Below are 21,309 nucleotides of genomic sequence, written 5' to 3' on the forward strand. Positions count from 1 at the left end.
CGAGCGCTCCGGCGAACTCACCCCTCCGGCGTCAAAGCCGGGTAGCCCACCCTCCGGCGTCAGCGGGGCAGCCCACCCTCCGGCGTCAGCCGGGAAGCTGGATCACCACGGGACCGACGCCCGGTACCTGCACCGTGGTCTGCGTCGGGCCGGGGCTGTCGCCGCTGTCGTTCTTTCTGCCGTTGCTCACGTAGATCGTGACGGTGCTGCCGGGCATCGCCGAGTCGGACGGCGCTGTGAACACCACCGTGCCCTGCTGCCTGCCGCTGTCGACCTCGAGCTGGTTCACCTTGAAGCCCGCTTCTTGCAGCCGCGACGTCGCGTCGCTGGCGGGCAGTCCCGTGACCTGCGGTATCCGACCGCTGTTGTTGCCGTTCATGTAGCGCGGGTCGGCGGGTGGGAGGCTGACCGGACCGAACTTCGTCGCGATCGGGGTGAGTGCCGAGTACCACGTCCGAGCGGGTTCCATGCCGCCGTAGATGTCGCCCTCGCCGCACAGCCGTGCCGGTCCGGAGCAGACACCCGACGGGTTGGGGCCGTCGGAGTAGACGTAGGTGGCCGCAGCCATCTGGTTGGTGAACCCGACGAACGCTGCCGAGCGGTGTGCTTCCGTCGTACCGGTCTTGCCCGACATCGGAAGGTTCCAGCCCGATGCGCCTGCCGCGCCCGCGGACGTGCCGCCGCCCCTGTCGTCCTGGCTCATCAGATTGGCCATCGTGTTGGCCATACCGGGTTCGACGACCCGTTCACAGCCGGGCGGATTGAACGCGACCGGAGTGGTCGCGGGCTTGCCGTCGGGGTCCAGGACCGGGTTGCCGTACTGGTCGCGCTTGATCTTGCTGATCGACTTGATCGGGTTCGGTGGGCACCACATGCCGCCCGAGCCGAGGGTCGCGGCGACGTTCGAGAGCTCCATGGCGTTGACCGGCCAGGGGCCGAGGGTGAACGAACCGAGATTGCCGTCCTTGACGTACTGCGCGATGCTCTTGTCGCCGAAGCCCGATGAGCCGGGCACCGTGTACGAACGCATGCCGAGGCGGACGGCCATATCGACCGCGGGCTTCACGCCGACCTGCTGCAGCAACTTGACGAAGGCCGTGTTGGGCGACAGTGCAAGTGCCTGCGTGATCGACATCGACGCCGGGTACTTACCGTCGTTCTTGACGCAGTAGAAGTTGACGGGGCAACCGAAGGCTCCGCCGCTGTCGCCCATGCCCTCGACCGCGATGCTGCCGGGAACCGGGATGTTGGAGTTGCCCGGCAGACCCTTCTCGAGGCCCGCGGCGACGGTGAAGATCTTGAAGACCGAGCCCGCGCCGTCGCCGACCAGCGAGAAGGGTTGCGGCTGCACTGTCTGCGACGCGTTGGCGTTGAGTCCGTAATTGCGGCTCGATGCCATCGACAGGACGTCGTGCGAGCGGGTGCCCGGCCGGATCACGCTCATGACAGCGGCGACACCGTCGGCGTCGGGGCTGACGTTGGCTTGCGCCGACCGCACGCTGTTGCGTTGCACCTCGGGGTTGAGAGTGGTCTGGATGATGTAGCCACCGCGGGTGACCGACGATCGCGACATGCCGTTCTCGGCCAGGAACTGCAGTGCGTAGTCGCAGAAGAAGCCGTTGTTGTCGGCGCCGATGCAGCCCTGGACGGGCGTTCGCGGCTGGGGAAGAACACCGAGCGGAGCTTTCTTGGCTGCCTCGAGCTCTGCGCGCCGCTCGGGGAAGTTGACGATCATCGTGTCGAGGACGGTGTTGCGTCTCTCGGTCGCCGCCTCGGGATTGCTGTACGGATTGAGTGCAGAACTCGACTGCACCATGCCTGCGAGCAGCGCCGATTCGCCGACGTCCAGATCCTTGGCGCTCTTGCCGAAGTACGTTTGTGCCGCAGCCTCGATGCCGTAAGCGTTGTTGCCGAACGGCACCACGTTGAGGTAGCGGGTGACGATCTGCTTCTTCGCCTCCTGCTTGGCGGCGGCGTCGTCTAGTCCCTTTCGTTTCGCCTCGTCGCGAAGCGACTGTTCCATCGTGAGTGCCATGCGCACCTCACGCAGCTTGCGCGCGGGCGTCGTCTCGATGGCTGCCTGGCGGTCGGCTTCGGTGCGGGCGAGCACGAGGAGTTGGTAATTCTTGATGTACTGCTGATCCAGCGTCGATGCACCCTGCTGCACTTCGCCCGACGACGAGTTCTTGAGGAATGCGCGGATCGTGCCCTTCCAGTCGACGCCGTCGTGCTCGAGGAAGCGTCTGTCCTCGATCGAGATGATCGCGCGGATCATGTCGGGGGAGATGTCGTTGTATCCGACCTGGTACCTGTACTGGTCGAAGAGTCGCGCGATGGGTGTCCCCGCCGCGTCGGTCATCGTCGTGACCTCTGGCAGCGTTCCGCTGAGTAACTCCGACGAGACGTTCTCTACTGCCGACGCCGCGCGGTTCGACGCGATACCCACGCCGCTGGCCGCGGGATAGAGGAATCCGGCAACGAGCACGCCGGCCAGCACGCATGCCCCTGCGAGCGACCACAGCTTCTTCGACTTCGGCACATCGGACAGGATACGTGTGATTTCTGAGACAACCGCGTGGCCCGCCGATGAGGTGCCCGACGGTCTGCTCCGGCGCGCAACGTCGGCCTGAATCCGCACCCGGCGCGTCGAGTCGATGGGGTCTTTGTCGGCGGTTTTGTCTGTTTCCCTGCGAGTTTGCACGGTTGTGCCAGTTTTCTCCGGTTCAGGGGTTGCGGACGCATGCACAGATCCTTAGATTGAGTGCAGAATGTGACTCACATAACAACGGAGACCAGAAGTGGTACGGGCATCTACGAATGGTCGACCGCCGCGGAATCGGTGACGTGGTGTGGGAGGCGAGCATTCGCCGGCAACGACGCAGGGTCGTTGTGCCGGGCACGGGTCGCGCACAGCGCGCAACGACAAGGGGCGCGCACAGCGCGCAACGACAAAAAGACAGGGGTCGGCTCATGGCGACAGCGGCGGTATCGACCAACGAAACTCGACTGACGTGGGTGGCACGGGCGCGTTGCCGTGGCGAGGATCCCGATGAACTCTTCGTTCGTGGAGCGGCTCAGCGGAAAGCCGCAGTCATCTGCCGCCACTGCCCGGTGCAACTCGAATGCGGAGCCGACGCTCTCGACAACCGCGTCGAGTTCGGAGTGTGGGGTGGCATGACCGAACGTCAGCGTCGTGCGTTGTTGCGTCAGCACCCCGAGGTGACCTCGTGGGCAGAGTTCTTCGCTGCCCAGCGCCGACGCCGCGAGGTATCCGTCGGCTGATCTCGCCCCGGGTTCAACCCCAGGGTGAACGGGGAAACCCGTTGCGCAGGAATGAGATCAGCAGTGCATTGAGTGCGTCGGGTTGCTCAGCGGGCACCATGTGACTGCCCGGCAGTACTGCCAGACGTGCATGCGGGAGTGCGGCTACGACAGCCGAACTGTGATCGAGTGTCACCTCGTCGCGGTCTCCCTGCAGAACCATCGTCGGAGTCATGATCGACGTCAACGAGTTCAGATCTATCCGCGGTTCCGTGGCGAACAGGTGCTTCATCTTCGCGTCGAACGTCGTGAAATGGTCGGCGCCGTCGGGCGAAAGCGCAGCGTACTGCGACCGCAGGCCCGCCATCGCGCTCCCGGAATCGAGAAGCTCGGTCAGCGGGCTGTCGGCAACCTTGCCGTCGTCGTTGTAGTACTAGCCGATCAACACCATGCGCGTGATCTTCTCGGCGCGATCGCGCGCCGCCAATAAAGCGACAGCGGCGCCGTCACTCCAGCCGACGAGATGTGCGGGACCCTCGACGTGACGCTCGAGGTAGGCGACCGTGTCGTCGGCCATCGCCTGATACGTGATCGGGCCATCGACGTCGGGCGTGCGCGCGTGCCCCCGACGTTCGGGGACGTGCACGCGGAATCCGGCCTCGACCAACACCGGCGCGGTGAGCGCCCACGACGACGCCCCGCCGTACCCTCCGTGCAGCAGGGCGACGGCCGGTCCACTCCCCGCGACCTCGTGCCATTCGCGGTGACCTGCGACGTCGACGTAGGAGCCGTCGAATCCGCGGAGCGTGGCGGTCGGCCGCGTGCGTGCTCGCCGACGTTGCGCCATCAGATGTTCAGCCCCTGCCGGTGATCTCTTCCGCGACGGCGTGCAGCGCGTCGAGGTCGGCGACCTCGAACGGCAGCGACGGAACGCCGACGATCGGGACCGTCGGGTGCGACGCGGTAAATCGTTGCAGGAGGTGCAGTTCGCGCTTGCCGGTGGCCGCGCGCGCGGCGTGCAGTCTCAGCACGCCCTCGGTGAGGTCGTCGGAGACTCGTTCCAGAGCGACGTGGGCAGCTTCTTCGGAGATGCTCGTCAGGTTGGGGTGTGTGCGGTTGAGGATCAAGCCCGCCAGGGGCATCGACTCCTCGCTGAGACGGTCGACGAAGAACGCGGCCTCGCGCAGGGCGTCGGGTTCGGCCGCCGCGACCACCGCGAACCGGGTGCCGGGTTGTTTGAGCAGCTCGTAGGTGCGCAGTGCGCGCTCCTGGAAGCCGCCGAACATCGAATCCAGCGATTGCACGAATGTCGCGACGTCGCGCAGCATGTCGCCGCCGATGATCGTCGACACACCTCGCATCGCGAGGCTCATCGCGCCGGTGACCATGCGCCCGACGCCGCGTCCGCCGCCGACGAGCACCTTCATCAGGCGTCCCGACAGGAACGACCCGAGGCGTTGCGGGGCGTCGAGGAAGTCGAGTGCATTGCGCGACGGTGGCGTGTCGACGACGATGAGGTCCCAGCGATCCTGCTCGAGCAGCTTGCCGAGCTTCTCCATCGCCATGTACTCCTGCGTGCCGGAGAACGACGACGCGACGGTCTGATAGAAGGAGTTCTCCATGATCGCCGCCGCGCGCTCGGGCGTCGAATGTTCGAGCACCATGTCGTCGAAGGTGCGTCGCATGTCGAGCATCATCGCGTCGAGCGAACCGGAGCCGTCTGCGGTGACCGGTGAGACGGTGACCGGCTGAGGGTCGTTGGTCAGCTCGGTCATGCCGAGCGACTGCGCGAGGCGTCGAGCGGGGTCGATGGTGAGAACCGCGACGTTGCGGCCGTGCTCGGCGGCGTACACAGCCATCGCGGCGGCGGTGGTCGTCTTGCCGACACCGCCTGCGCCACAACAGATCACGACGCGGGTCTCCGGATCGGTGAGAACGGAGCCCATCTTGAGGTCGAGCGGCATCACGCACCGGCTTTCTGCAGCAGGTTGGCCAATTCGTAGAGCGAGCCGAGGTCGATGCCCTCGTCGAGCAGCGGTAACTCGAGTGTCGGCACCTCGACCTCGTCGAGCTGAGCCTTGGCGACCTGCTGGGCCTGCAGGCGCGTCGCGTGCTCGATGCTCTCGGTGAGCAGACCCGCGAGGTCGGCCTCGGAGACCGGCATCTGCGCGTCGGCGAGACTCGACGCGATCCTCGGGGCGTCGATGACTCCCTCGGCGATCGCGTCGATCTCATCGGCAGGGAGATAGACGGGACTGACCTTGTTGATGATGAGCGTGCCGACGTTGACGTCCTTGGACCGCAGGTCGTCGACGGCCTCGACGGTTTCCTGGATGGGCATCGCCTCGAGAAGTGTCACCAGGTGGACGACGGTCTCTTCGGAGTGCAGCAGCCGGGCGACGCCGTCGCTCTGATTGCGGATCGGTCCGGTCTTCGCCAGATCGGCCATCGCGGTGGTGACGTCGAGGAAGTTGCCGATCCGGCCGGTCGGCGGGGCGTCGACGACGACGGCGTCGTACACGCGGTTGCCCGCCTTGTCGGTGTGGATGATCCGCTCTTTGATCTTGCCGGTGAGCAGCACGTCACGGAGGCCGGGCGCGACCGTCGTGACGAAGTCGATTGCGCCGATGCGCTTCATCGCGCGCCCGGCGAATCCCAGGTTGTAGAACATGTCGAGGTATTCGAGCAGCGCGTGTTCGATGTCGATGGCGAGCGCCCACACCTCGCCGCCCCCCTCTGCGGTGGCGATGCGGGTGTCGTTCGGCGGGAGGGGCGGGATGTCGAAGAGCTGCGCGATTCCCTGACGTCCCTCGCACTCGACGAGAAGCACCCGTTTGCCGTCGGCTGCCAGCGCCAACGCCAGGGCTGCTGCGACGGTTGTCTTGCCGGTTCCGCCCTTGCCGGAGACAAAGTGCAGGCGCGCACGTGAAGCGCTGTCCGGCCAGGTGTTCTCGGCTTCGTCGGCGGTGCCTGGCAGTGTCTCCCCGTCGGCTGTTTTGTCGGCCACAGGTTCACCTTAGATGCTGGGTGTCTCGGGATAGGGTGGGTCCATGACTGAAGTGACCGCCTGGGAGTACGCGACGGTGCCGCTGCTGACGCACGCCACGAAACAGATCCTCGACACCTGGGGTGCCGACGGATGGGAACTGGTCAGCGTGCTGCCCGGTCCGACCGGCGAACAACACGTGGCATATCTCAAGCGACCCAAGGGCTGAGGAGCGTTCCATGAGCTGGAGTGAACGACTTCCGCAGATCGGCATCGTCCTGCCTCCCGCAGCCAAGCCGGTGGCCAATTACGTTCCGGCCGTGCGCATCGGGAACCTGGTCTACACGTCGGGGCAGTTGCCGTTCGTGTCGGGCAAACTCGAGTTCCGGGGGAAGGTCCATGAGGGTGCCGACGGCACCGTCACCCCGGAACAGGCGGTCAGTGCTGCCAGGCAGTGCACGCTCAACGCGTTGTCGGCGATCGACGCGCTCGTCGGCCTCGACGCGATCACGCGCATCGTGAAGGTGACCGGATACGTCGCCTCCGGTCCGGGTTTCTCCGGCCAGCCGCAGGTGCTCAACGGGGCGTCGGATCTGCTCGCCGACATCTTCGGCGAAGCCGGTGTCCACGCGCGTTCTGCCGTCGGCGTTGCCGAACTGCCGTTGGCGTCGCCCGTCGAGGTCGAGCTGATCGTCGAGGTCACGCCCGAGTCGTGATACCCACCGACTGGTGAGTCTCGACGTTGTAGTCCTCTTCGTCGCGGCCGTCGCCGCGGGTTGGGTCGACGCCGTCGTCGGCGGTGGCGGGCTGATCATGATCCCGGCGTTGCTGATCACCAACCCCGGACTGGCGCCGGCGACGGCGCTCGGGACCAACAAGCTGATGGCGATTTTCGGGACGTCGTCGGCCGCGTGGCGCTACTCGCGTCGGGTACCGATGGACCTTCGACGCCTCGCCCCGGTCTTCGCCTGTGCGGTCGTCTTCTCCGCTCTGGGTGCGCTCGTCGCGGGTCTGCTGCCCGCCGACGTCTTCACCCCGATCGTGCTGGTCTTGCTGGTCGCCGTTGGTCTGTTCGTCGCTCTCAACCCGCGCTTCGGCTCCCACGAGATGACGGGAAAGTCGCGCCGGTCGATCATTCTCGGGCTGGCGATCTGCGGTGTCGTCATCGCGTTTTACGACGGCGTGCTCGGACCTGGCACCGGCACGTTCCTGATCATCACGCTGACGGCGCTCGTCGGCACGAGCTTTCTGGAGAGTTCCGCGATGGCCAAGGTCATCAACACCGGAACCAACCTCGGCGCGCTCGCGGTGTTCGCGGCGCAGGGGAACGTGATGTGGCTGCTCGGCCTGGCACTGGCCATCGGAAACATCGCGGGCGCGCAATTGGGTTCGCACATGGCGCTCGGGCGGGGGAGCTCGTTCGTGCGGTGGGTGCTGCTCGCGGTCGTCGTCGTGATGGTCGCGAAGCTCGGCTTCGACATGTGGAGCAAGTAGGGAGCAGCGGTCGGTCGTCGTGGGTGGGCGGCCACATGCGGCCGATGTGAGCCGCATTACGCTGTGTGCATGACGAGTCCAGGCGATCGTGACGACCTCGCCACCACCGCATCCGACGCCACCACCGCATCCGACGCCTCCGGCACGCCCGACGCCGAAACCGATTCGGGCGTATCGCATCCCGCGTACGGGGTGCTGCGTGAGGTGACGCCGTTCGCGTCGGTTCTGTTGTGCGAGAACCCCGGAATGATGGAGCTCGACGGCACCAACACGTGGGTGCTGCGTGCCCCGGGAAGTGACGAGTGCGTCGTCGTCGATCCCGGGCCACGCAAGCACAAGAAGCATGTCAAGCGCATCGCAGAGCAACCGGGGATCGCGCTGACGCTGATCACGCATCGGCACGGCGACCACACCGGAGCAATCACGGCGTTGCACAAGCACACCGGCGTGGCGACGCGGGCGCGGCTTGCCGAACACTCGCGTGGCGCAGCACCTCTCGCCGACCGCGAGGTCATCGAGATCGCCGGGCTGAAGATCACCGTGCTGCACACGCCGGGCCACACCGGCGATTCGGTGAGCTTTCTCGTCGAGTGGGAGGACCAGCGCGCGGTTCTCACCGGCGACACCATCCTCGGAAGTGGCACCACCGTGCTGGATCCCAGCGACGGCACGCTGCGCGATTACCTCAACTCGTTGAACCGGTTGATCGTCGAAGGTGAGGGCGCGGCACTTCTACCTGCGCACGGCCCCGACCATCCCGATCTCGGTCCCGTTGCGCGGTACTACAAGAAGCACCGTGAGGATCGGCTCGACCAGATCGTCGCCGCACTCGACGACATGGGTGTCTCGGCGAAGAAGGCGAAGCCCATGAAGGTGGTCCGCAAGGTCTACGCCGACGTCGACAAGAAGCTCTGGCCTGCCGCACGTATGTCGGTCAAGGCGCAGTTGGAGTACTTGAAGGCGACGTAGGAAGAACTAGCGCGCGCGGCGTGCGAGGCGCTCGGAGTCGGCGATCAGGACGCTCTTGCCCTCGAGGCGCAGCCAGCCGCGCTGTGCGAAGTCGGCGAGAGCCTTGTTCACGGTCTCGCGGGATGCGCCGACGAGCTGGGCGATCTCTTCCTGGGTCAGGTCGTGGGTGACGCGCAGTGCGCCGCCCTCCTGGGTGCCGAAACGCTGTGCGAGCTGCAGGAGCTGCTTGGCAACGCGTCCGGGAACGTCGGTGAAGATCAGGTCGGCGAGGTTGTTGTTGGTGCGACGCAGGCGTCGGGCCAACACGCGGAGCAACTGCTCTGCGATCTCGGGGCGATCCTTGATCCAGGCGCGCAGCGCGTCGCGGTCCATCGACACTGCGCGGACCTCGGTGACCGTGGTGGCCGACGACGTGCGCGGGCCCGGGTCGAAGATGGAGAGCTCGCCGAACATGTCCGACGGTCCCATGATGGTCAGCAGGTTCTCGCGTCCGTCGGGTGAGCGTCGTCCGACCTTCACCTTGCCCGACAGGATGATGTAGAGGCGGTCTCCTGGCTCTCCCTCATGGAAGATCACGTGTCCACGCGGAAAATCCACGGGCTGTAGTTGCTTGGTCAGCGCCGCGACAGCGGAGGGCTCCACACCCTGGAAAATTCCCGCCCGCGCCAGTACTTCCTCCACCTAAGGAACCTTTCTCATCGGCCGCGTGAACGACACACGCACTCAGCAACGCTACTCTCGCCCTGAAGCATATGTGTTGGATGGGTCACTAGCGCCACTTTGGGGCCGTGTTGCGCGTGCTGAATTGATGTTCCGGCGGGGCCGTGTGAATCGTGGAGATCGCCCTACGAGGGCGTGATCATCGGATGGTCGACGACGTCGACGTGGTTCGCCACATGTGTCGGACGAGGGTTGCGCTCAGCTCGCGCGACGCTCGCGCAGCTCGTCGAGCGCTGCCGGAAAACCGTCCCTGGCCAGCGTGTCCACATGTTGTGACTCGGCTGATTGCAGAAACTCCTCGACGTTGTCGCGGGAGACGCTGAGCCGGTCCGTGTGGTGCTGAACCTTCTCCATCGCGAGTGCGAAGAGCATCAACACAGCAGGGAAGAGCAGTGCGGCGAGTCCTTGCATACCGATCAGTAAACACCGACCGCCGACGAGGCTCATAACTGGAATCGTCGCCTTCACTGACTTGTTATCAAGCCGTCGCCACCGACCTGGTCGGAGTCGATGGCTAACCTGAATCGTGTGAGTGCACGTAAGACGGCTGCGGGAGCCAGGACAGAAACCCATCTCGGACTGGTTCGCCGTGCACGCCGCATGAACCGTGAACTCAAGGTCGAGTTCCCGCATGTGTACTGCGAATTGGACTTCACCAACCCGCTCGAATTGTCGGTCGCGACCATCCTGTCGGCGCAGTGCACCGACGTCCGCGTGAACCAGGTGACGCCCGCGCTGTTCGCCAAATACCGCACCGCCGACGACTACGCGGGTGCTGATCGCACCGAACTCGAGGAGATGATCCGCTCGACCGGCTTCTACCGGAACAAGGCCAACTCGATCATCGGGCTCGGGCAGGCACTCGTCGAACGTTTCGACTCCACGGTGCCCCACACCCTGAAAGAGCTGGTCAGCCTTCCCGGATTCGGCCGCAAGACCGCCAACGTCGTGCTCGGCAACGCCTTCGACATCCCTGGCATCACCGTCGACACCCACTTCTCGCGTCTCGTGCAGAGATGGGGGTGGACCACCGAAACCGATCCGGTCAAGATCGAGCACGCCGTCGGCGAGCTCTTCGAGCGCAAGGAATGGACCAACCTCTCGCATCGCGTGATCTTCCACGGAAGGCGCGTGTGCCATGCGCGCAAGCCCGCGTGCGGCGTCTGTGTGCTCGCCAAGGACTGTCCGTCCGTCGGACTCGGTCCGATGGACAAAGCAGAGGCCGCGAAGCTTGTGAAGGGGCCGGAAACCGACCACATCCTCGAACTCGCAGGGATCTCCGCGTAGTGGGCACATCCGCGACGACATCGGGACCCGACGCCCCGACCCCGCACGACGACCCACCGCCGCAGCGTCGAGGCAACCGTTTTCCGTCCTCACTGCGCTGGACCCTGGTGTTCTTCGTCGTCATGGTCGCGTTGATCGTCGCCATCTGGCCGCGCGATTCGGGATCGTCGAACAACCTCGGCAGCCCGACCGACAACTCAGGCGTCGCGGCGGTCCCCGACGCGAAGGTCGACGACGCCACGCTCGCCAAGGCCCGTGCCGACGCCGCCGTCGAACCCTGCCCGAACAACGGCTTGCCCGAATCGAGTGGCGCAGTGCTCGCGGGGGTCGTCGCGCCGTGTCTGGCGACCGGGAGTGCTTACAACCTCGGCGCAGGAACCGCCGGAAAGCCCGTGCTCATCAATATGTGGGCGGTGTGGTGCCTGCCGTGTCGGCGCGAACTACCGGTACTCGCCGAGTACGCGCGGCGCGCGGGCGATCGGGTTACGGTGCTCACCGTGCATGCCGAACAGGGCGCGGGGAATCCGTTCGCGGTCTTGACGTTCCTGCGCGAGGTCGGCGTCCATCTCCCGACGGTCCTCGATGTCGACGGCAAGGTCGCGGCGGCACTTCGGGCACCGCGAGTCTTCCCATCGACCATCCTGCTCCGACCCGACGGGACCATCGCCACAACACTTCCCAAGGAGTTCGGCAGCGTCGACGAGGTTGCCGACGCCGTGCGCGACGCCACCGGTGTCGCCACGTGACGCGCACCGATCAGCCGTCGCAGGAGCCGCACGTCGGGCAACTTGTCGACACAGCGAAGGTTCCTCCGTGGTTGCGGCAGCTCACCGGCAATGTCTCGGCCGTGACCGACAGCGTGCTCGATCGTGGTGGCGACCGCTCTCGCTGGGCGTCGATGCTGCGTCGCGACCGACGCGCGGCGTCGGTGCTGATCCTGTTCTCCGGCTCGTGGGATGCCGACCCCGACTATCCGGGCGGGCTGCCCGCCGACGCGGAGGTGCTGCTCACCGAGCGCGCCCCGACGTTGCGGCAGCACAGCGGGCAGGTGGCTTTCCCCGGCGGCTCGTTCGATCCGGGCGACGACTATCCGGTCGGTACCGCACTGCGCGAAGCGACCGAGGAGACCGGACTCGAGGCGAGCAGTGTCGACGTCCTCGCGAATCTGCCGAGCTTTCCCGTGCCGGTGTCGAATTTCGAGGTGACCCCGGTTGTCGCGCACTGGCGTGAACCGGGGCCGGTCGACGTCGTCGACTCCGCGGAGACGTCGCGGGTTGTGCGGGTGAACCTGCGGGAGATGTTGGCAGCGCAGAACCGTTTTCAGGTGCAGCGGTCGGTGCTCGGTGCGCGCGCCTATCGCGGTCCAGCGTTCTTCGTCGACGGACTTCTGGTGTGGGGCTTCACCGGCGGGCTCATCGCGGCGATCAGCGACGCGTCGGGGTGGGACGTCCCGTGGAACCACGACGACGTCCGGCCGCTCGAAGAGGCGATAGCTCGGGCGGGATCGCCTCAGCTGAGCGGATTTCCGTCGCTGAGCCGCGCTGTCGACCACGGTGACGGTGATGCCGAGACGTCCGAGGATGCAGCTCGGTGAGCGGGTCGACGTGGGTTGACGTGATCGTCATCGCGCTCGCATTGCTGGCTGCGCTGAGTGGATGGCGACAGGGCGCGGTGGCGTCGGGGCTGGCGGTCGTCGGCGTGATACTCGGCGCGATTGCCGGCATTTTGATTGCGCCACATGTGCTTTCGCGGATCGATGATCGGAGTATGCGACTCGTAGTAGGGGTCGCGCTGCTGGTGGTGTTGGTCATCATCGGCGAGACGTCGGGCATGGTGCTCGGGCGCGCGGCCCGCGGCGGGATCAGGTCGACGGCGCTGCGGCACGTCGACAGCGTGATCGGGTTGATGCTGCAGGTGGTCGCGGTATTGGTCGCGGCCTGGTTGCTGGCGATTCCGCTCGGACGCGCGTCGTCGCCCGAGATCGCAAGCGCGGTACGCGGATCCACGATCCTGGGTGGCGTCGATTCATTCGCCCCGACGTGGCTGCGGGATTTCCCGACCCGCGAGCTCGGACCGATGCTCGACGATTCGGGTCTACCCCAGGTGATCGGCCCGTTCGTGCAGACTCCGGTCGCGAACGTCGGCCCGCCCGACACATCGCTCGAGGATTCCGCCGTGGTTTCGCGGGTGCGGCCGAGCGTCGTGAAGATCGAGGGTGTCGCCCCGAGCTGCCAGCAGGCGCTGGAGGGCAGCGGATTCGTCGTGTCGGCCGAGCGGGTCATGACCAACGCGCACGTCGTCGCGGGCACCCGCAGACTGACGGTGCAGACCGTTGGCGGCGACTCGCTTGCCGCGAAAGTGGTGCTCTTCGACAGCCGCAACGACATCGCGGTCCTCGACGTCCCCGGATTGCGCGTCAGCGCACTGCAATTCGACGACTCGTCGGCGAAGCCGGGAGCCGACGCCATCGTGCTCGGCTACCCCGAGGCCGGGCCGTTCACGTCGACCGCGGTGCGCGTGCGCGAGACGATCAACCTGTCGGGGCCGGACATCTATCGGACCGACCAGGTGCTGCGCGAGGTGTACACGGTGCGCGGCACCATCCGGCAGGGCAATTCCGGCGGACCGATGATCTCTCCGGACGGCGATGTGCTCGGCGTCGTCTTCGGTGCCGCCGAGGACACCGCCGACGACACCGGCTTCGTACTCACCGCCAAGCAGGTGAAGTCCGACCTCGACGCCTCCGAGCGCCGCACCGCCCGCGTGAGCACGGGCCAGTGCGTGCATTCCTGACACACACTCGACCGTAGGAAGCGCACAGTCGACGGGTTTTGCGGTCGAGCGTGCGCTCGAGAGCGTCGACTGTGCGCTAGTCGTCGCGGTCGGTGTGGGCGAGAAGGTCGCCCAGCAGCTTGCTGACCTCGGCGGGCCGCTCCTGGTGGGCGAAGTGGCCGCTGCCGGGGATGGGGCGGTAGTCGAAGTCCGAGGCCCATTCGGCGCTGGCACCGACTGATTCGTCGGTGATGTAGGGATCGTCGACGCCGCGCACCGCGAGGACCGGGATGGACAACTGCTTCTCCATGAGGTCCATGAAGCGGACGCCGTCGGGTCGGAATTGCGACCGGAACACCCAGCGCTGGTACTCGAGGCTGCAGTGTGCGGCTCCGGGTATCTGGATCGCGGATCGGTTCTTGTCGACGGTGTCGGTGTAGTCGTCGGTGTCCTGCCATCCGAGGCCCGACCGCTCGGCGAAGTACTCGCCGATGAACGCGCCGTTGTGTCTGGTCAGTCGTCGTTCGGCCATGCGCGGCACCTGATTGCTCAAGAAGTTGCCGAGGAACGACGACCGCTGCTCGGCGTCGCGCAACACGTCGCGCCGCAGAACCCGCGGATGGGGTGAGGAGATGACCGCGATCGCGCGCACGGCGCGGGGGTGCAGCGTTGCGGTTGCCCAGCATGCCAACCCGCCGTCGGCATGGCCGATGAGCGTCGCGGACGTATGTCCGAGTGCACGGACGAGTCCGTTGGTGTCGCCAGCCAGCGTCCACCCGTCGTATCCGCGTGGGGGCTTGTCGCTGTCGCCGTAGCCGCGCAGATCCACCGCGACAGCGCGGTACCCAGCCTCGGTCAGGTCGGCCAGTTGGTGCCGCCAGCTCCACCAGAACTCACCGAAGCCGTGAAGCAGTAGCGCGAGCGGGCGGTCGGGACTCGGCGACGACGTGGTTGGACCGTCGGCTTCGACAGCGTGGAACCGCACCCCGTTGGCGCGAACGTCGAGATGACGCCAGGGCCCGGCGAACCGGACACTGGACGGGTCGGGGGCTGCGGCCAAATCTCAGGCCTCGCGTGCGGGCGGTATCGCGGGATGACTACCGCCGTGCCCGATCGCCGCGTCGTCGTGGCGGCCCGGCAGCACGTTCTGCACTTCCTTGACGCTGCTGATCGTCTTCTTCGGACCGCGGACCCTCTTGAACACGAGGTAACCGACGAACGCTGCGATCAGCGTGATGAAAACGAGGATCGCGAACACGATCAGGAACGCGAGCCAGCGCGACACCCAGTTGTCGAGCAGTTCGGCGAGGAAGAAGAAGAAAAAGAAGCTCGCGTACAGAGCCATCACGCCCGCCACGATCAGCAGAGCGGTACCGGCACCCGCCTTCTTCGCGTCGTCGACCAACTCCGCCTTGGCCAGCGCGACCTCGGACCGGAACAGCGTCGAGACGCTCGCGGTGGCGTTCTTGACCAGGCTTCCGACGCTTGCCTCGCCGGACGAGTCGCGGTCGGCGTCACTCAGCGGGATCGACGGTGTCTTCCCCCCTGCGTTGCGGTAGTCGGACCGGCCGGACTCGTTTCCACTCACAGCATCCTCCGTCTTTGGCGTTCTCCTGCCATATGTTGCCATGCGCCGGTCTCCGCGGTCGTGCCCGCCGCCACGTCGACGTGGCGTGTGGTGCGTGCCGCCCGATCATGAGCGGTGTTGTCGCAGCGTGGCGAGTGCGGCCACTGCGGGATCGTGGTCGGCGATGTGCGCGTCGAGGATGTGCGCGGCTACCTCGCCCGGCAGGTCGACGAGTGCCTGGGCGAGTCTGCTGCGCGCTCGCGAATCGAGATTGTCGCTGTCGAGGAGTCGGCCGAGTTCTGTCGCGATGTCGTCGGCGGTATCGACGGCGTGCGCGAGATCGCGGAGCGTATCGGCCGCGTCGACGTCGTGACTGCCGTCGACGATCATGTCGATCAGCCGCGGAATCATGTCGGCGTGACCTCGTGATCCGAGGACGAGTGTCACGGCATCGGCGACGGCGCGGTCGGAGTCGTCGAGTGCTCGCCGCAGGAGTTCGTCGGCCGTGTCGGTGCCCAGCTTCGAGATCGCCGACACCGCGCGGCGTCGAATCTCAGGGTCTGCGGAGTCGAGGCCAGAGCCGAGAGCAGCCTCGGCGGCGGGATCTGCGGCACTGGCGAGCGCCCAGACGAGGGTGCCGGCGACATTCGTATCGGGCTCGGCCAGAACGGCTTTCGCGAGTGCTTCCGGTGAGAGTCGTCCGTCGCGCGCGGTCAGCGCGGCCCGCTGGCGTAGGGCCGCGGAGTCGGAGTCGAGATCGTGGAGCAGTTTCACCGAGTTCAGCACGTCCTCCCAGTCGGTGGGCGCGGCGTCGGCGATGCGGGTCAGGAGCGTGAGCAACTCGGTCTCGCGCGAGATTCGTTGGCGCGTCTGCGCGATGAGCTCGTCGACCATGTCTGCGGGCTCTGCGGTCCCCGGGGTGTCCAGCAGCGTTTTGATGCCCGCCAGCGGCACACCGAGCGCGCGGAGCCCGACGACGCGGAACAGCCGCGCGATGTCGTCGGGGGAGTAGTCGCGGTATCCGCCCGTCGTGCGGGTCGCGGGTCGCACCAGGCCGAGCCGGTCGTAGTGCCGCAGCATCCGGACGCTGACGCCCGAATGCCGCGACACCTCACCGATCAGCATCGTCGACGCGGACGGGTGCACCACGCAGTGTCAGTGCGCGCCGTGCCTGCTCGACCGCGTCGGCGAAGTCGCCGTCCGGGTCGTTCATCAGGTGCCGGGTGGCGTCGGCGTGAATGCGCACCGCTTCGGAGTCGCTCGCGCTCGCCGTGTCGACAACGGAAGTTGCCGACTCGCCGAGTGCGCTTAGCGCACGGCTGAGACTGCGCTGCACCTCCCGGTCGCCGCGGCCGAGCTCTGCGGCCAGGGCGGCTGCGAGATCGGCGACCTCTTCATCGGGAACGAGCGCGACCGCCGTCCGCCACGCGGTTCGGGCCACGTCGTCGTCCGGATCGTGCAGTAGGTCCGTGACGTGCCGATAGACACTGCGATCGCCGATCTTCGACAGCGTGTGCAACGCCTGACTGCGCGCCTGCGCCGACGTCGAATCCAACTGCGCCAGTACTCGGGGCACCGTCGCTGACGGCGGTGTCCGGGTGAGCGCCCAGGTCAGCATGTCGCGGACGAAGAAGTCGGGTTCAACGCCGCTGCGGTGTACCAGAGTGTCGACCAGCGCCGGATCGGGTTCGGTCCCCGCCGCCAGTGCCGCCCGCAGCCGTATCGACGAATCCGGCGCCGACAGCGCGTCGATAAGTGTCTGAGTCATCGTGATCACCTCCGCGACCCAGTCAAAACCCTGTCACCGTGTCAGGGTCAAGAGCAAGACCGCCTTGAGATGGGATCGCCAGACGCAGCTCGCCCGTTTTCAGTCATTTTTTCGTCGGCTGTCGACCCCGACCTGGGCTTTTGCCGGTCGGCGCCGCGCCGAATGACTGAAAACGGGCGAACAGTACGTGCGGATCAGCCTTTTCGGCTGCGAATCGCCTCGAACACCGATGGGTCGACCAGCGTCGAGGTGTCGCCGAGCTCGCGGCCCTCGGCGACGTCCTTGAGGAGACGTCGCATGATCTTGCCCGAACGGGTCTTGGGCAGTTCGGGCACCACGTTGATCTCACGCGGCTTGGCGATCGGGGAGATCTCCACCGACACCTGCTCGCGGAGCTCCTTGACCAGCTGATCTCCGGTGTTCTCGACACCTTCGCGCAGGATCACGAACGCGACGATGCCCTGCCCGGTGGTCTCGTCGGCGGCTCCGATCACGGCGGCCTCCGCGACACCGGAGTGTCCGACCAGCGCCGACTCGACCTCCGCGGTGGAGATGCGGTGGCCGGAGATGTTCATGACGTCGTCGACTCGGCCGAGGACCCAGAGCGCGCCGTCGTCGTCGTAGCGGGCGCCGTCGCCCGCGAAGTACCAACCCTGCTCGGCAAATCGCGACCAGTAGGTGTCGCGGTAACGCTCGTCGTCGCCCCAGATGCCGCGAAGCATCGACGGCCACGGCTGGTCGAGGACCAGGTAGCCCTGCTCGCCCGCTCCGACGGGTTGGCCGTTGTCGTCGACGATCTTGGCCGAGATGCCGGGCAGCGGTCCCATCGCCGAACCGGGCTTGGTCGCGGTGACACCCGGTAGCGGCGAGATCATGATGGCGCCGGTCTCGGTCTGCCACCAGGTGTCGACGATGGGTGCCGAGTCGGCCCCGATGACCTCACGGAACCACTTCCACGCCTCGGGATTGATGGGTTCGCCGACGCTGCCGAGAAGTCGGATGGAGCTCAGGTCGTGGGCGTCGGGGATCTGGCGTCCCCACTTCATGAACGTACGGATCAGCGTCGGGGCGATGTAATAGGTTGTGACACCGTACTTTTCGATGATCTCGAAGTGGCGGTGCTCGTTGGGGGAGTTGGGGGTTCCCTCGTAGACCACCTCGGTCGCGCCGTTGGAGAGCGGCCCGTAGACGAGATACGAGTGGCCGGTGACCCAGCCGATGTCGGCGCCGCACCAGAAGACGTCGCGGCCTTCCTTGTGGTCGAAGACGTAGTGGAAGGTGTAGCTGGCCTGGGTCAGGTAGCCGCCCGAGGTGTGCACGATGCCCTTGGGCTTACCGGTGGTGCCCGACGTGTAGAGCAGGAACAGCGGGTGCTCGGCGTCGAAGGCTTCTGGTTCGTGATGAGTCGACGACTCGTCGACGGTGTCCTCCCACCACACGTCGCGACCTTCGACCCAGTTCAGATCGGGATCGTGGTTGGTACGACGCACGACGAGGACCTTCTCGACGGACTTCGCGGCGTCGTCGCCGGTGCCGAGTGCCTCGTCGACGGCGGTCTTGAGAGGTGCGGGCTTGCCGCGGCGGAACTGGCCGTCGGTGGTGATGACGAGTTTGGCCTCGGCGTCGTCGACGCGGGACCGCAGCGCGCCCGCGGAGAATCCGGCGAACACCACCGAGTGGGTCAGGCCGAGGCGTGCGCACGCGAGCATCGAGACGAGCGCCTCGGGAACCATCGGCATATAGATGGCGACGCGGTCGCCGGGGACCAGGCCGATCGAGGCGAAGTAGTTGGCCGCCTTGGACACCTCGTCCTTGAGCTGGCTGTAGGTGAGGTCACGCGAGTCGCCGGGTTCGCCGACCCAATGGATCGCGACGCGGTCGCCCTTGCCCGCGGCGACGTGGCGGTCGACGCAGTTGACCGCCACGTTGAGTTTGCCTCCGACGAACCACTTCGCGAATGGCGCGTCCGACCAGTCGAGGACCTGGTCGAAATCGGTGTCCCAATCCAGGCGCCTGCCCTGCTCCGCCCAGAACTCGAGGCGGTCGGCGTCGGCGTGGTCGTAGAGCGCGGCGGTGCCGTTCGCCTGCGCGACGAATTCGGGCGTCGGCGGATACACCTGTGCGGTGGGGTGTGCAGCTGTGGACATCTCTGAGCAGGGCCTTTCACTCTCGGTGTGCATTCACGCGACTCCACCCGCAGTGAGGTGGGGCGTGCCGGGGTCTCATTGTGAGGGTAGTCACGTTGGGGTGGCGTTGCAGTCGCCGGGGGACTGGCGGCACAGCTCGCGCGCCGAGCTGTCGATCGGGTGCGACGAACGGTTCACACGGCGTCTGACACCGGAACAACGATCTGGGTGATCATGTCCTCCGGATCGGCGTCGGGAGTCGGCTGAGTCAGATAGATCTCCCACACGACGTCCCCGCGGATCAGCGAGTGATCGGCAATCCATGCGAACAACTCCGCGTAGACGTCGGACAGGTAGTCGTAGTTTCCGCGATGGTCGTAGGTGACCGCGCGACCTCCCGGCGTCTGGAACGGCGCCACGTCATCGGTCACTTCGATGACTCCGTCGACGGGGAACCCGACACCGACATCAATGGTGTCGGTAGGGAGGCCGAAGGTCAGCCCACGTGGCGGGCCGGTGATCGCCAGCCCCGACGACGCGATCGCCGCGGGCAGTTTGCCGAACGCGTCGTCGTAGAAGCTACGCAGCGCGTCAAAGGTCACGGTCGCGCGTATCAGCGCTAGTTGCTCGGCGTCGACGGAGGTGATCTGTGGTTCCTGGGTGAGAAGAGGCATGCTTCGACGGTGTCACAGTTGCGTGGCCGCGACCGGGTATTGGCCGGGCGGGCTCCAGCTGGGTGGGGGTATTTGCGGGGTGGGTGCGCGCCGGGGCACGATTCGTGGCTGCGCCGGCATCGATTACCGTGGCGAACTGTGACTACCGACCCTCTCGCGCCGCTTGTGGAGTTGCCCGGCGTGCGCGAGGCCGCCGACCGTGCGCGCGATGCGCTCGGCGCCGTGCACCGGCATCCGGCCAATTTGCGTGGCTGGAACAACACCGCGACAGAGGCGTCGTGGCGAGCCGGCCGATCGTCTGCGGCGATCGACGGGGGGAGCGTCGAACTGAGGCGCGACGGAGACTTCGACGACCCGATCCTTGCCGGTGCGATGCGGGTGGCCCAGGCGCTCGATGGTGATTCGCTCGATGCGTTGACGTCGGTGTACCGACGCGCGCCCGCGCAGGCGTTCGCGCGACTGCACATGCTGGCCGCCGCCGACCTCGTCGACGACCCCGACCTGCTCGGCCGTCCGCGACCCGGCTCCGACGTCGCGACGCGCCTCGAACTCCTCGGACAGTTGATCACCGGCGCGACGTCGGCACCTGCACCGGTGCTGGCCGCAGTGGTGCACGGCGAACTGTTGACGCTCGACGCATTCGGTAGCGCCAGCGGTGTCGTCGCCCGCGCGGCGTCGCGCCTGACGTCGACGTCGAGTGGCCTCGATCCACACAGCCTCGGTGTGCCGGAAGTGACCTGGTTCAAGAAGGTCGACGAATATCGTTCGCTGGCAACAGGATTCGGTACCGGTGAGCCGGCAGCACTGGGCGCGTGGATCGTGTTCTGCTGCGAGGCGATGGTGGCGGGAGCGACAGAGGCGAAGTCGATCGCCGACGCCGCCCGCGCGGGATGATTGCCGCCTGATTGGTGCCGGGGAGCCGGACGCTGCCAGCGAGCGAAGACTTGCCCAGACAGCACTGCGGGCGGCCCACCTGTCTCTCGACAGGTTGCCGCCCGCGTAGCACGGACCCAAGTTACCAAGCGTGCTGCGGTGGGTTGTGGTCACCGCCTCGGCGAGGGATCACGTTCTGCGAGAACAGGTCTCCTCCGTCGCGCTGCCCTTGCTCTCTGGCCCGCTCACGGCATCCGTCGATGTCGGTGCCGGACGAACTCTCGGGCCAGGCGTGGCGCTGCAGTTGTCGGAGTTGTTGCTCGAAGCCGCGATGTCGCAGGCGCACAACACTTGTGCCTAATGCGGCGTGCTCCGCGTGGGTGCTTGCCGCCCGTGCTGGGAGTGCTCGCCGGGGGGTTCGGTCCTTCTCTTCCGGATCGGACTTTGCTCGACGAGGTTTCCGTGATTTACGTTCTACACCGTGATCGGCGTCACATCAACCCCCTCGGGCACTGCTCCACAGAACTCATTCGAGGAAGCTCGGCGGACGGGAATGTGGACCCGAACCGGGGCTCGGGATCAGGCCCGAAAGGCGCCCAGCGGTCGTTTGACCCACACGGAACCCCCGCGGATTCGGTTCGACATCTTTAACTTCGATCGACGCGCAAGAGGACTAGTCGGCATATTCGCAGGTCCAGGCCTTACGCGACTCAAACGCCGTTCAGGACGAGCGACCGCTCGGCGAACTATCACAAATGCTGCAATCACTATTCTCACCTGCGGTTCACATGTGTATAGTCAGTGCTACCCGG

23 protein-coding genes are annotated in these 21,309 nt (G+C 66.5%); 10 read left to right on the forward strand and 13 right to left on the reverse strand.

Annotated elements, in window-relative coordinates; all coding sequences use genetic code 11:
* Nucleotides 1-85: 85 nt before the first annotated feature.
* A complete protein-coding gene (locus RND64_RS02250) occupies nucleotides 86-2,539 on the reverse strand; it encodes a penicillin-binding protein (protein ID WP_049700639.1) in 2,454 nt (817 codons plus the stop codon).
* Nucleotides 2,540-2,970: 431 nt separating this feature from the next.
* On the opposite strand from RND64_RS02250, the gene RND64_RS02255 reads away from it, so the two are divergent.
* Nucleotides 2,971-3,282, forward strand: a complete 312-nt coding sequence (locus RND64_RS02255; protein ID WP_049700561.1) for a WhiB family transcriptional regulator — start codon at nucleotides 2,971-2,973, stop codon at nucleotides 3,280-3,282.
* A gap of 13 nt (nucleotides 3,283-3,295) precedes the next feature.
* Here RND64_RS02255 and RND64_RS02260 read toward each other — a convergent pair whose 3' ends face one another.
* The 4 genes from RND64_RS02260 to RND64_RS02275 form a co-directional block, all read right to left on the reverse strand.
* Nucleotides 3,296-3,628 carry an alpha/beta fold hydrolase gene (locus tag RND64_RS02260; protein WP_049700562.1) on the reverse strand — a complete coding sequence of 111 codons (333 nt, stop codon included), beginning with the start codon at nucleotides 3,626-3,628 and terminating at the stop codon, nucleotides 3,296-3,298.
* Between the two features lie 66 nt (nucleotides 3,629-3,694).
* Nucleotides 3,695-4,108 (reverse strand): alpha/beta fold hydrolase, encoded by a 414-nt coding sequence (locus RND64_RS02265; protein WP_049700563.1) that lies wholly within the window; start codon nucleotides 4,106-4,108, stop codon nucleotides 3,695-3,697.
* 7 nt (nucleotides 4,109-4,115) lie between these two features.
* Complete coding sequence (locus tag RND64_RS02270) at nucleotides 4,116-5,225, reverse strand: ArsA family ATPase (protein WP_290725032.1); 1,110 nt, start codon at nucleotides 5,223-5,225, stop codon at nucleotides 4,116-4,118.
* Nucleotides 5,225-6,268: an ArsA family ATPase gene (locus RND64_RS02275; protein ID WP_049700565.1), complete on the reverse strand. Its 1,044-nt coding sequence runs from the start codon at nucleotides 6,266-6,268 to the stop codon at nucleotides 5,225-5,227. The genes RND64_RS02270 and RND64_RS02275 overlap by 1 nt, the downstream gene beginning before the upstream one ends.
* Before the next feature lie 43 nt (nucleotides 6,269-6,311).
* On the opposite strand from RND64_RS02275, the gene RND64_RS02280 reads away from it, so the two are divergent.
* The 4 genes from RND64_RS02280 (at nucleotide 6,312) to RND64_RS02295 (ending at nucleotide 8,710) form a co-directional block, all read left to right on the forward strand.
* Complete coding sequence (locus RND64_RS02280; RefSeq protein ID WP_005208255.1) at nucleotides 6,312-6,476, forward strand: DUF4177 domain-containing protein; 165 nt, start codon at nucleotides 6,312-6,314, stop codon at nucleotides 6,474-6,476.
* A gap of 10 nt (nucleotides 6,477-6,486) precedes the next feature.
* Nucleotides 6,487-6,963 (forward strand): RidA family protein, encoded by a 477-nt coding sequence (locus RND64_RS02285; RefSeq protein WP_049700566.1) that lies wholly within the window; start codon nucleotides 6,487-6,489, stop codon nucleotides 6,961-6,963.
* 13 nt (nucleotides 6,964-6,976) lie between these two features.
* The gene (locus RND64_RS02290; RefSeq protein WP_049700567.1) at nucleotides 6,977-7,741 is read left to right on the forward strand and encodes a sulfite exporter TauE/SafE family protein; all 765 of its coding nucleotides are present in this window, start codon (nucleotides 6,977-6,979) and stop codon (nucleotides 7,739-7,741) included.
* A 69-nt stretch (nucleotides 7,742-7,810) separates the two neighbouring features.
* On the forward strand, nucleotides 7,811-8,710 hold the full coding sequence (locus RND64_RS02295; RefSeq protein ID WP_235434451.1) for an MBL fold metallo-hydrolase: 900 nt from the start codon (nucleotides 7,811-7,813) through the stop codon (nucleotides 8,708-8,710).
* A 6-nt stretch (nucleotides 8,711-8,716) separates the two neighbouring features.
* Here the strand turns inward: RND64_RS02295 and RND64_RS02300 are convergent, their stop codons facing one another.
* Complete coding sequence (locus RND64_RS02300) at nucleotides 8,717-9,391, reverse strand: Crp/Fnr family transcriptional regulator (protein ID WP_005171581.1); 675 nt, start codon at nucleotides 9,389-9,391, stop codon at nucleotides 8,717-8,719.
* A gap of 237 nt (nucleotides 9,392-9,628) precedes the next feature.
* Nucleotides 9,629-9,841, reverse strand: a complete 213-nt coding sequence (locus RND64_RS02305; protein ID WP_005171585.1) for a hypothetical protein — start codon at nucleotides 9,839-9,841, stop codon at nucleotides 9,629-9,631.
* A gap of 99 nt (nucleotides 9,842-9,940) precedes the next feature.
* On the opposite strand from RND64_RS02305, the gene nth reads away from it, so the two are divergent.
* From nth to RND64_RS02325, 4 genes are read left to right on the forward strand one after another with little or no spacing between them, the layout of a single operon-like run.
* A complete protein-coding gene (gene nth / locus RND64_RS02310; RefSeq protein ID WP_197494473.1) occupies nucleotides 9,941-10,717 on the forward strand; it encodes an endonuclease III in 777 nt (258 codons plus the stop codon).
* Nucleotides 10,717-11,463 carry a TlpA family protein disulfide reductase gene (locus tag RND64_RS02315; protein ID WP_049700568.1) on the forward strand — a complete coding sequence of 249 codons (747 nt, stop codon included), beginning with the start codon at nucleotides 10,717-10,719 and terminating at the stop codon, nucleotides 11,461-11,463. The genes nth and RND64_RS02315 overlap by 1 nt, the downstream gene beginning before the upstream one ends.
* Complete coding sequence (locus RND64_RS02320) at nucleotides 11,460-12,311, forward strand: NUDIX hydrolase (protein ID WP_049700569.1); 852 nt, start codon at nucleotides 11,460-11,462, stop codon at nucleotides 12,309-12,311. The genes RND64_RS02315 and RND64_RS02320 overlap by 4 nt, the downstream gene beginning before the upstream one ends.
* Nucleotides 12,308-13,510 carry a MarP family serine protease gene (locus tag RND64_RS02325; RefSeq protein ID WP_049700570.1) on the forward strand — a complete coding sequence of 401 codons (1,203 nt, stop codon included), beginning with the start codon at nucleotides 12,308-12,310 and terminating at the stop codon, nucleotides 13,508-13,510. Before RND64_RS02320 ends, RND64_RS02325 begins: the two co-directional genes overlap by 4 nt.
* Nucleotides 13,511-13,586: 76 nt before the next feature.
* Here the strand turns inward: RND64_RS02325 and RND64_RS02330 are convergent, their stop codons facing one another.
* The 6 genes from RND64_RS02330 to RND64_RS02355 all read right to left on the reverse strand — a co-directional run bounded on the left by RND64_RS02330 (nucleotide 13,587) and on the right by RND64_RS02355 (nucleotide 19,624).
* Complete coding sequence (locus tag RND64_RS02330; RefSeq protein WP_049700571.1) at nucleotides 13,587-14,549, reverse strand: alpha/beta fold hydrolase; 963 nt, start codon at nucleotides 14,547-14,549, stop codon at nucleotides 13,587-13,589.
* A gap of 3 nt (nucleotides 14,550-14,552) precedes the next feature.
* Nucleotides 14,553-15,077: a phage holin family protein gene (locus RND64_RS02335; RefSeq protein WP_049700572.1), complete on the reverse strand. Its 525-nt coding sequence runs from the start codon at nucleotides 15,075-15,077 to the stop codon at nucleotides 14,553-14,555.
* Nucleotides 15,078-15,182: 105 nt separating this feature from the next.
* Nucleotides 15,183-16,181 (reverse strand): MerR family transcriptional regulator, encoded by a 999-nt coding sequence (locus RND64_RS02340; RefSeq protein WP_049700642.1) that lies wholly within the window; start codon nucleotides 16,179-16,181, stop codon nucleotides 15,183-15,185.
* The gene (locus RND64_RS02345; RefSeq protein WP_049700643.1) at nucleotides 16,168-16,824 is read right to left on the reverse strand and encodes a HEAT repeat domain-containing protein; all 657 of its coding nucleotides are present in this window, start codon (nucleotides 16,822-16,824) and stop codon (nucleotides 16,168-16,170) included. Before RND64_RS02345 ends, RND64_RS02340 begins: the two co-directional genes overlap by 14 nt.
* A 194-nt stretch (nucleotides 16,825-17,018) precedes the next feature.
* A complete protein-coding gene (acs, locus tag RND64_RS02350; RefSeq protein WP_049700573.1) occupies nucleotides 17,019-18,971 on the reverse strand; it encodes an acetate--CoA ligase in 1,953 nt (650 codons plus the stop codon).
* Nucleotides 18,972-19,144: 173 nt separating this feature from the next.
* Nucleotides 19,145-19,624: a GyrI-like domain-containing protein gene (locus tag RND64_RS02355; protein WP_049700574.1), complete on the reverse strand. Its 480-nt coding sequence runs from the start codon at nucleotides 19,622-19,624 to the stop codon at nucleotides 19,145-19,147.
* A gap of 138 nt (nucleotides 19,625-19,762) precedes the next feature.
* On the opposite strand from RND64_RS02355, the gene RND64_RS02360 reads away from it, so the two are divergent.
* Nucleotides 19,763-20,518, forward strand: coding sequence for a hypothetical protein (locus RND64_RS02360; protein WP_049700575.1), 756 nt, complete (start codon nucleotides 19,763-19,765; stop codon nucleotides 20,516-20,518).
* Nucleotides 20,519-21,309: the final 791 nt, after the last annotated feature.

Origin of the sequence: Gordonia sp. w5E2 (assembly GCF_036540975.1) — a bacterium.
In the GTDB taxonomy this organism is placed as follows: domain Bacteria; phylum Actinomycetota; class Actinomycetes; order Mycobacteriales; family Mycobacteriaceae; genus Gordonia; species Gordonia jacobaea.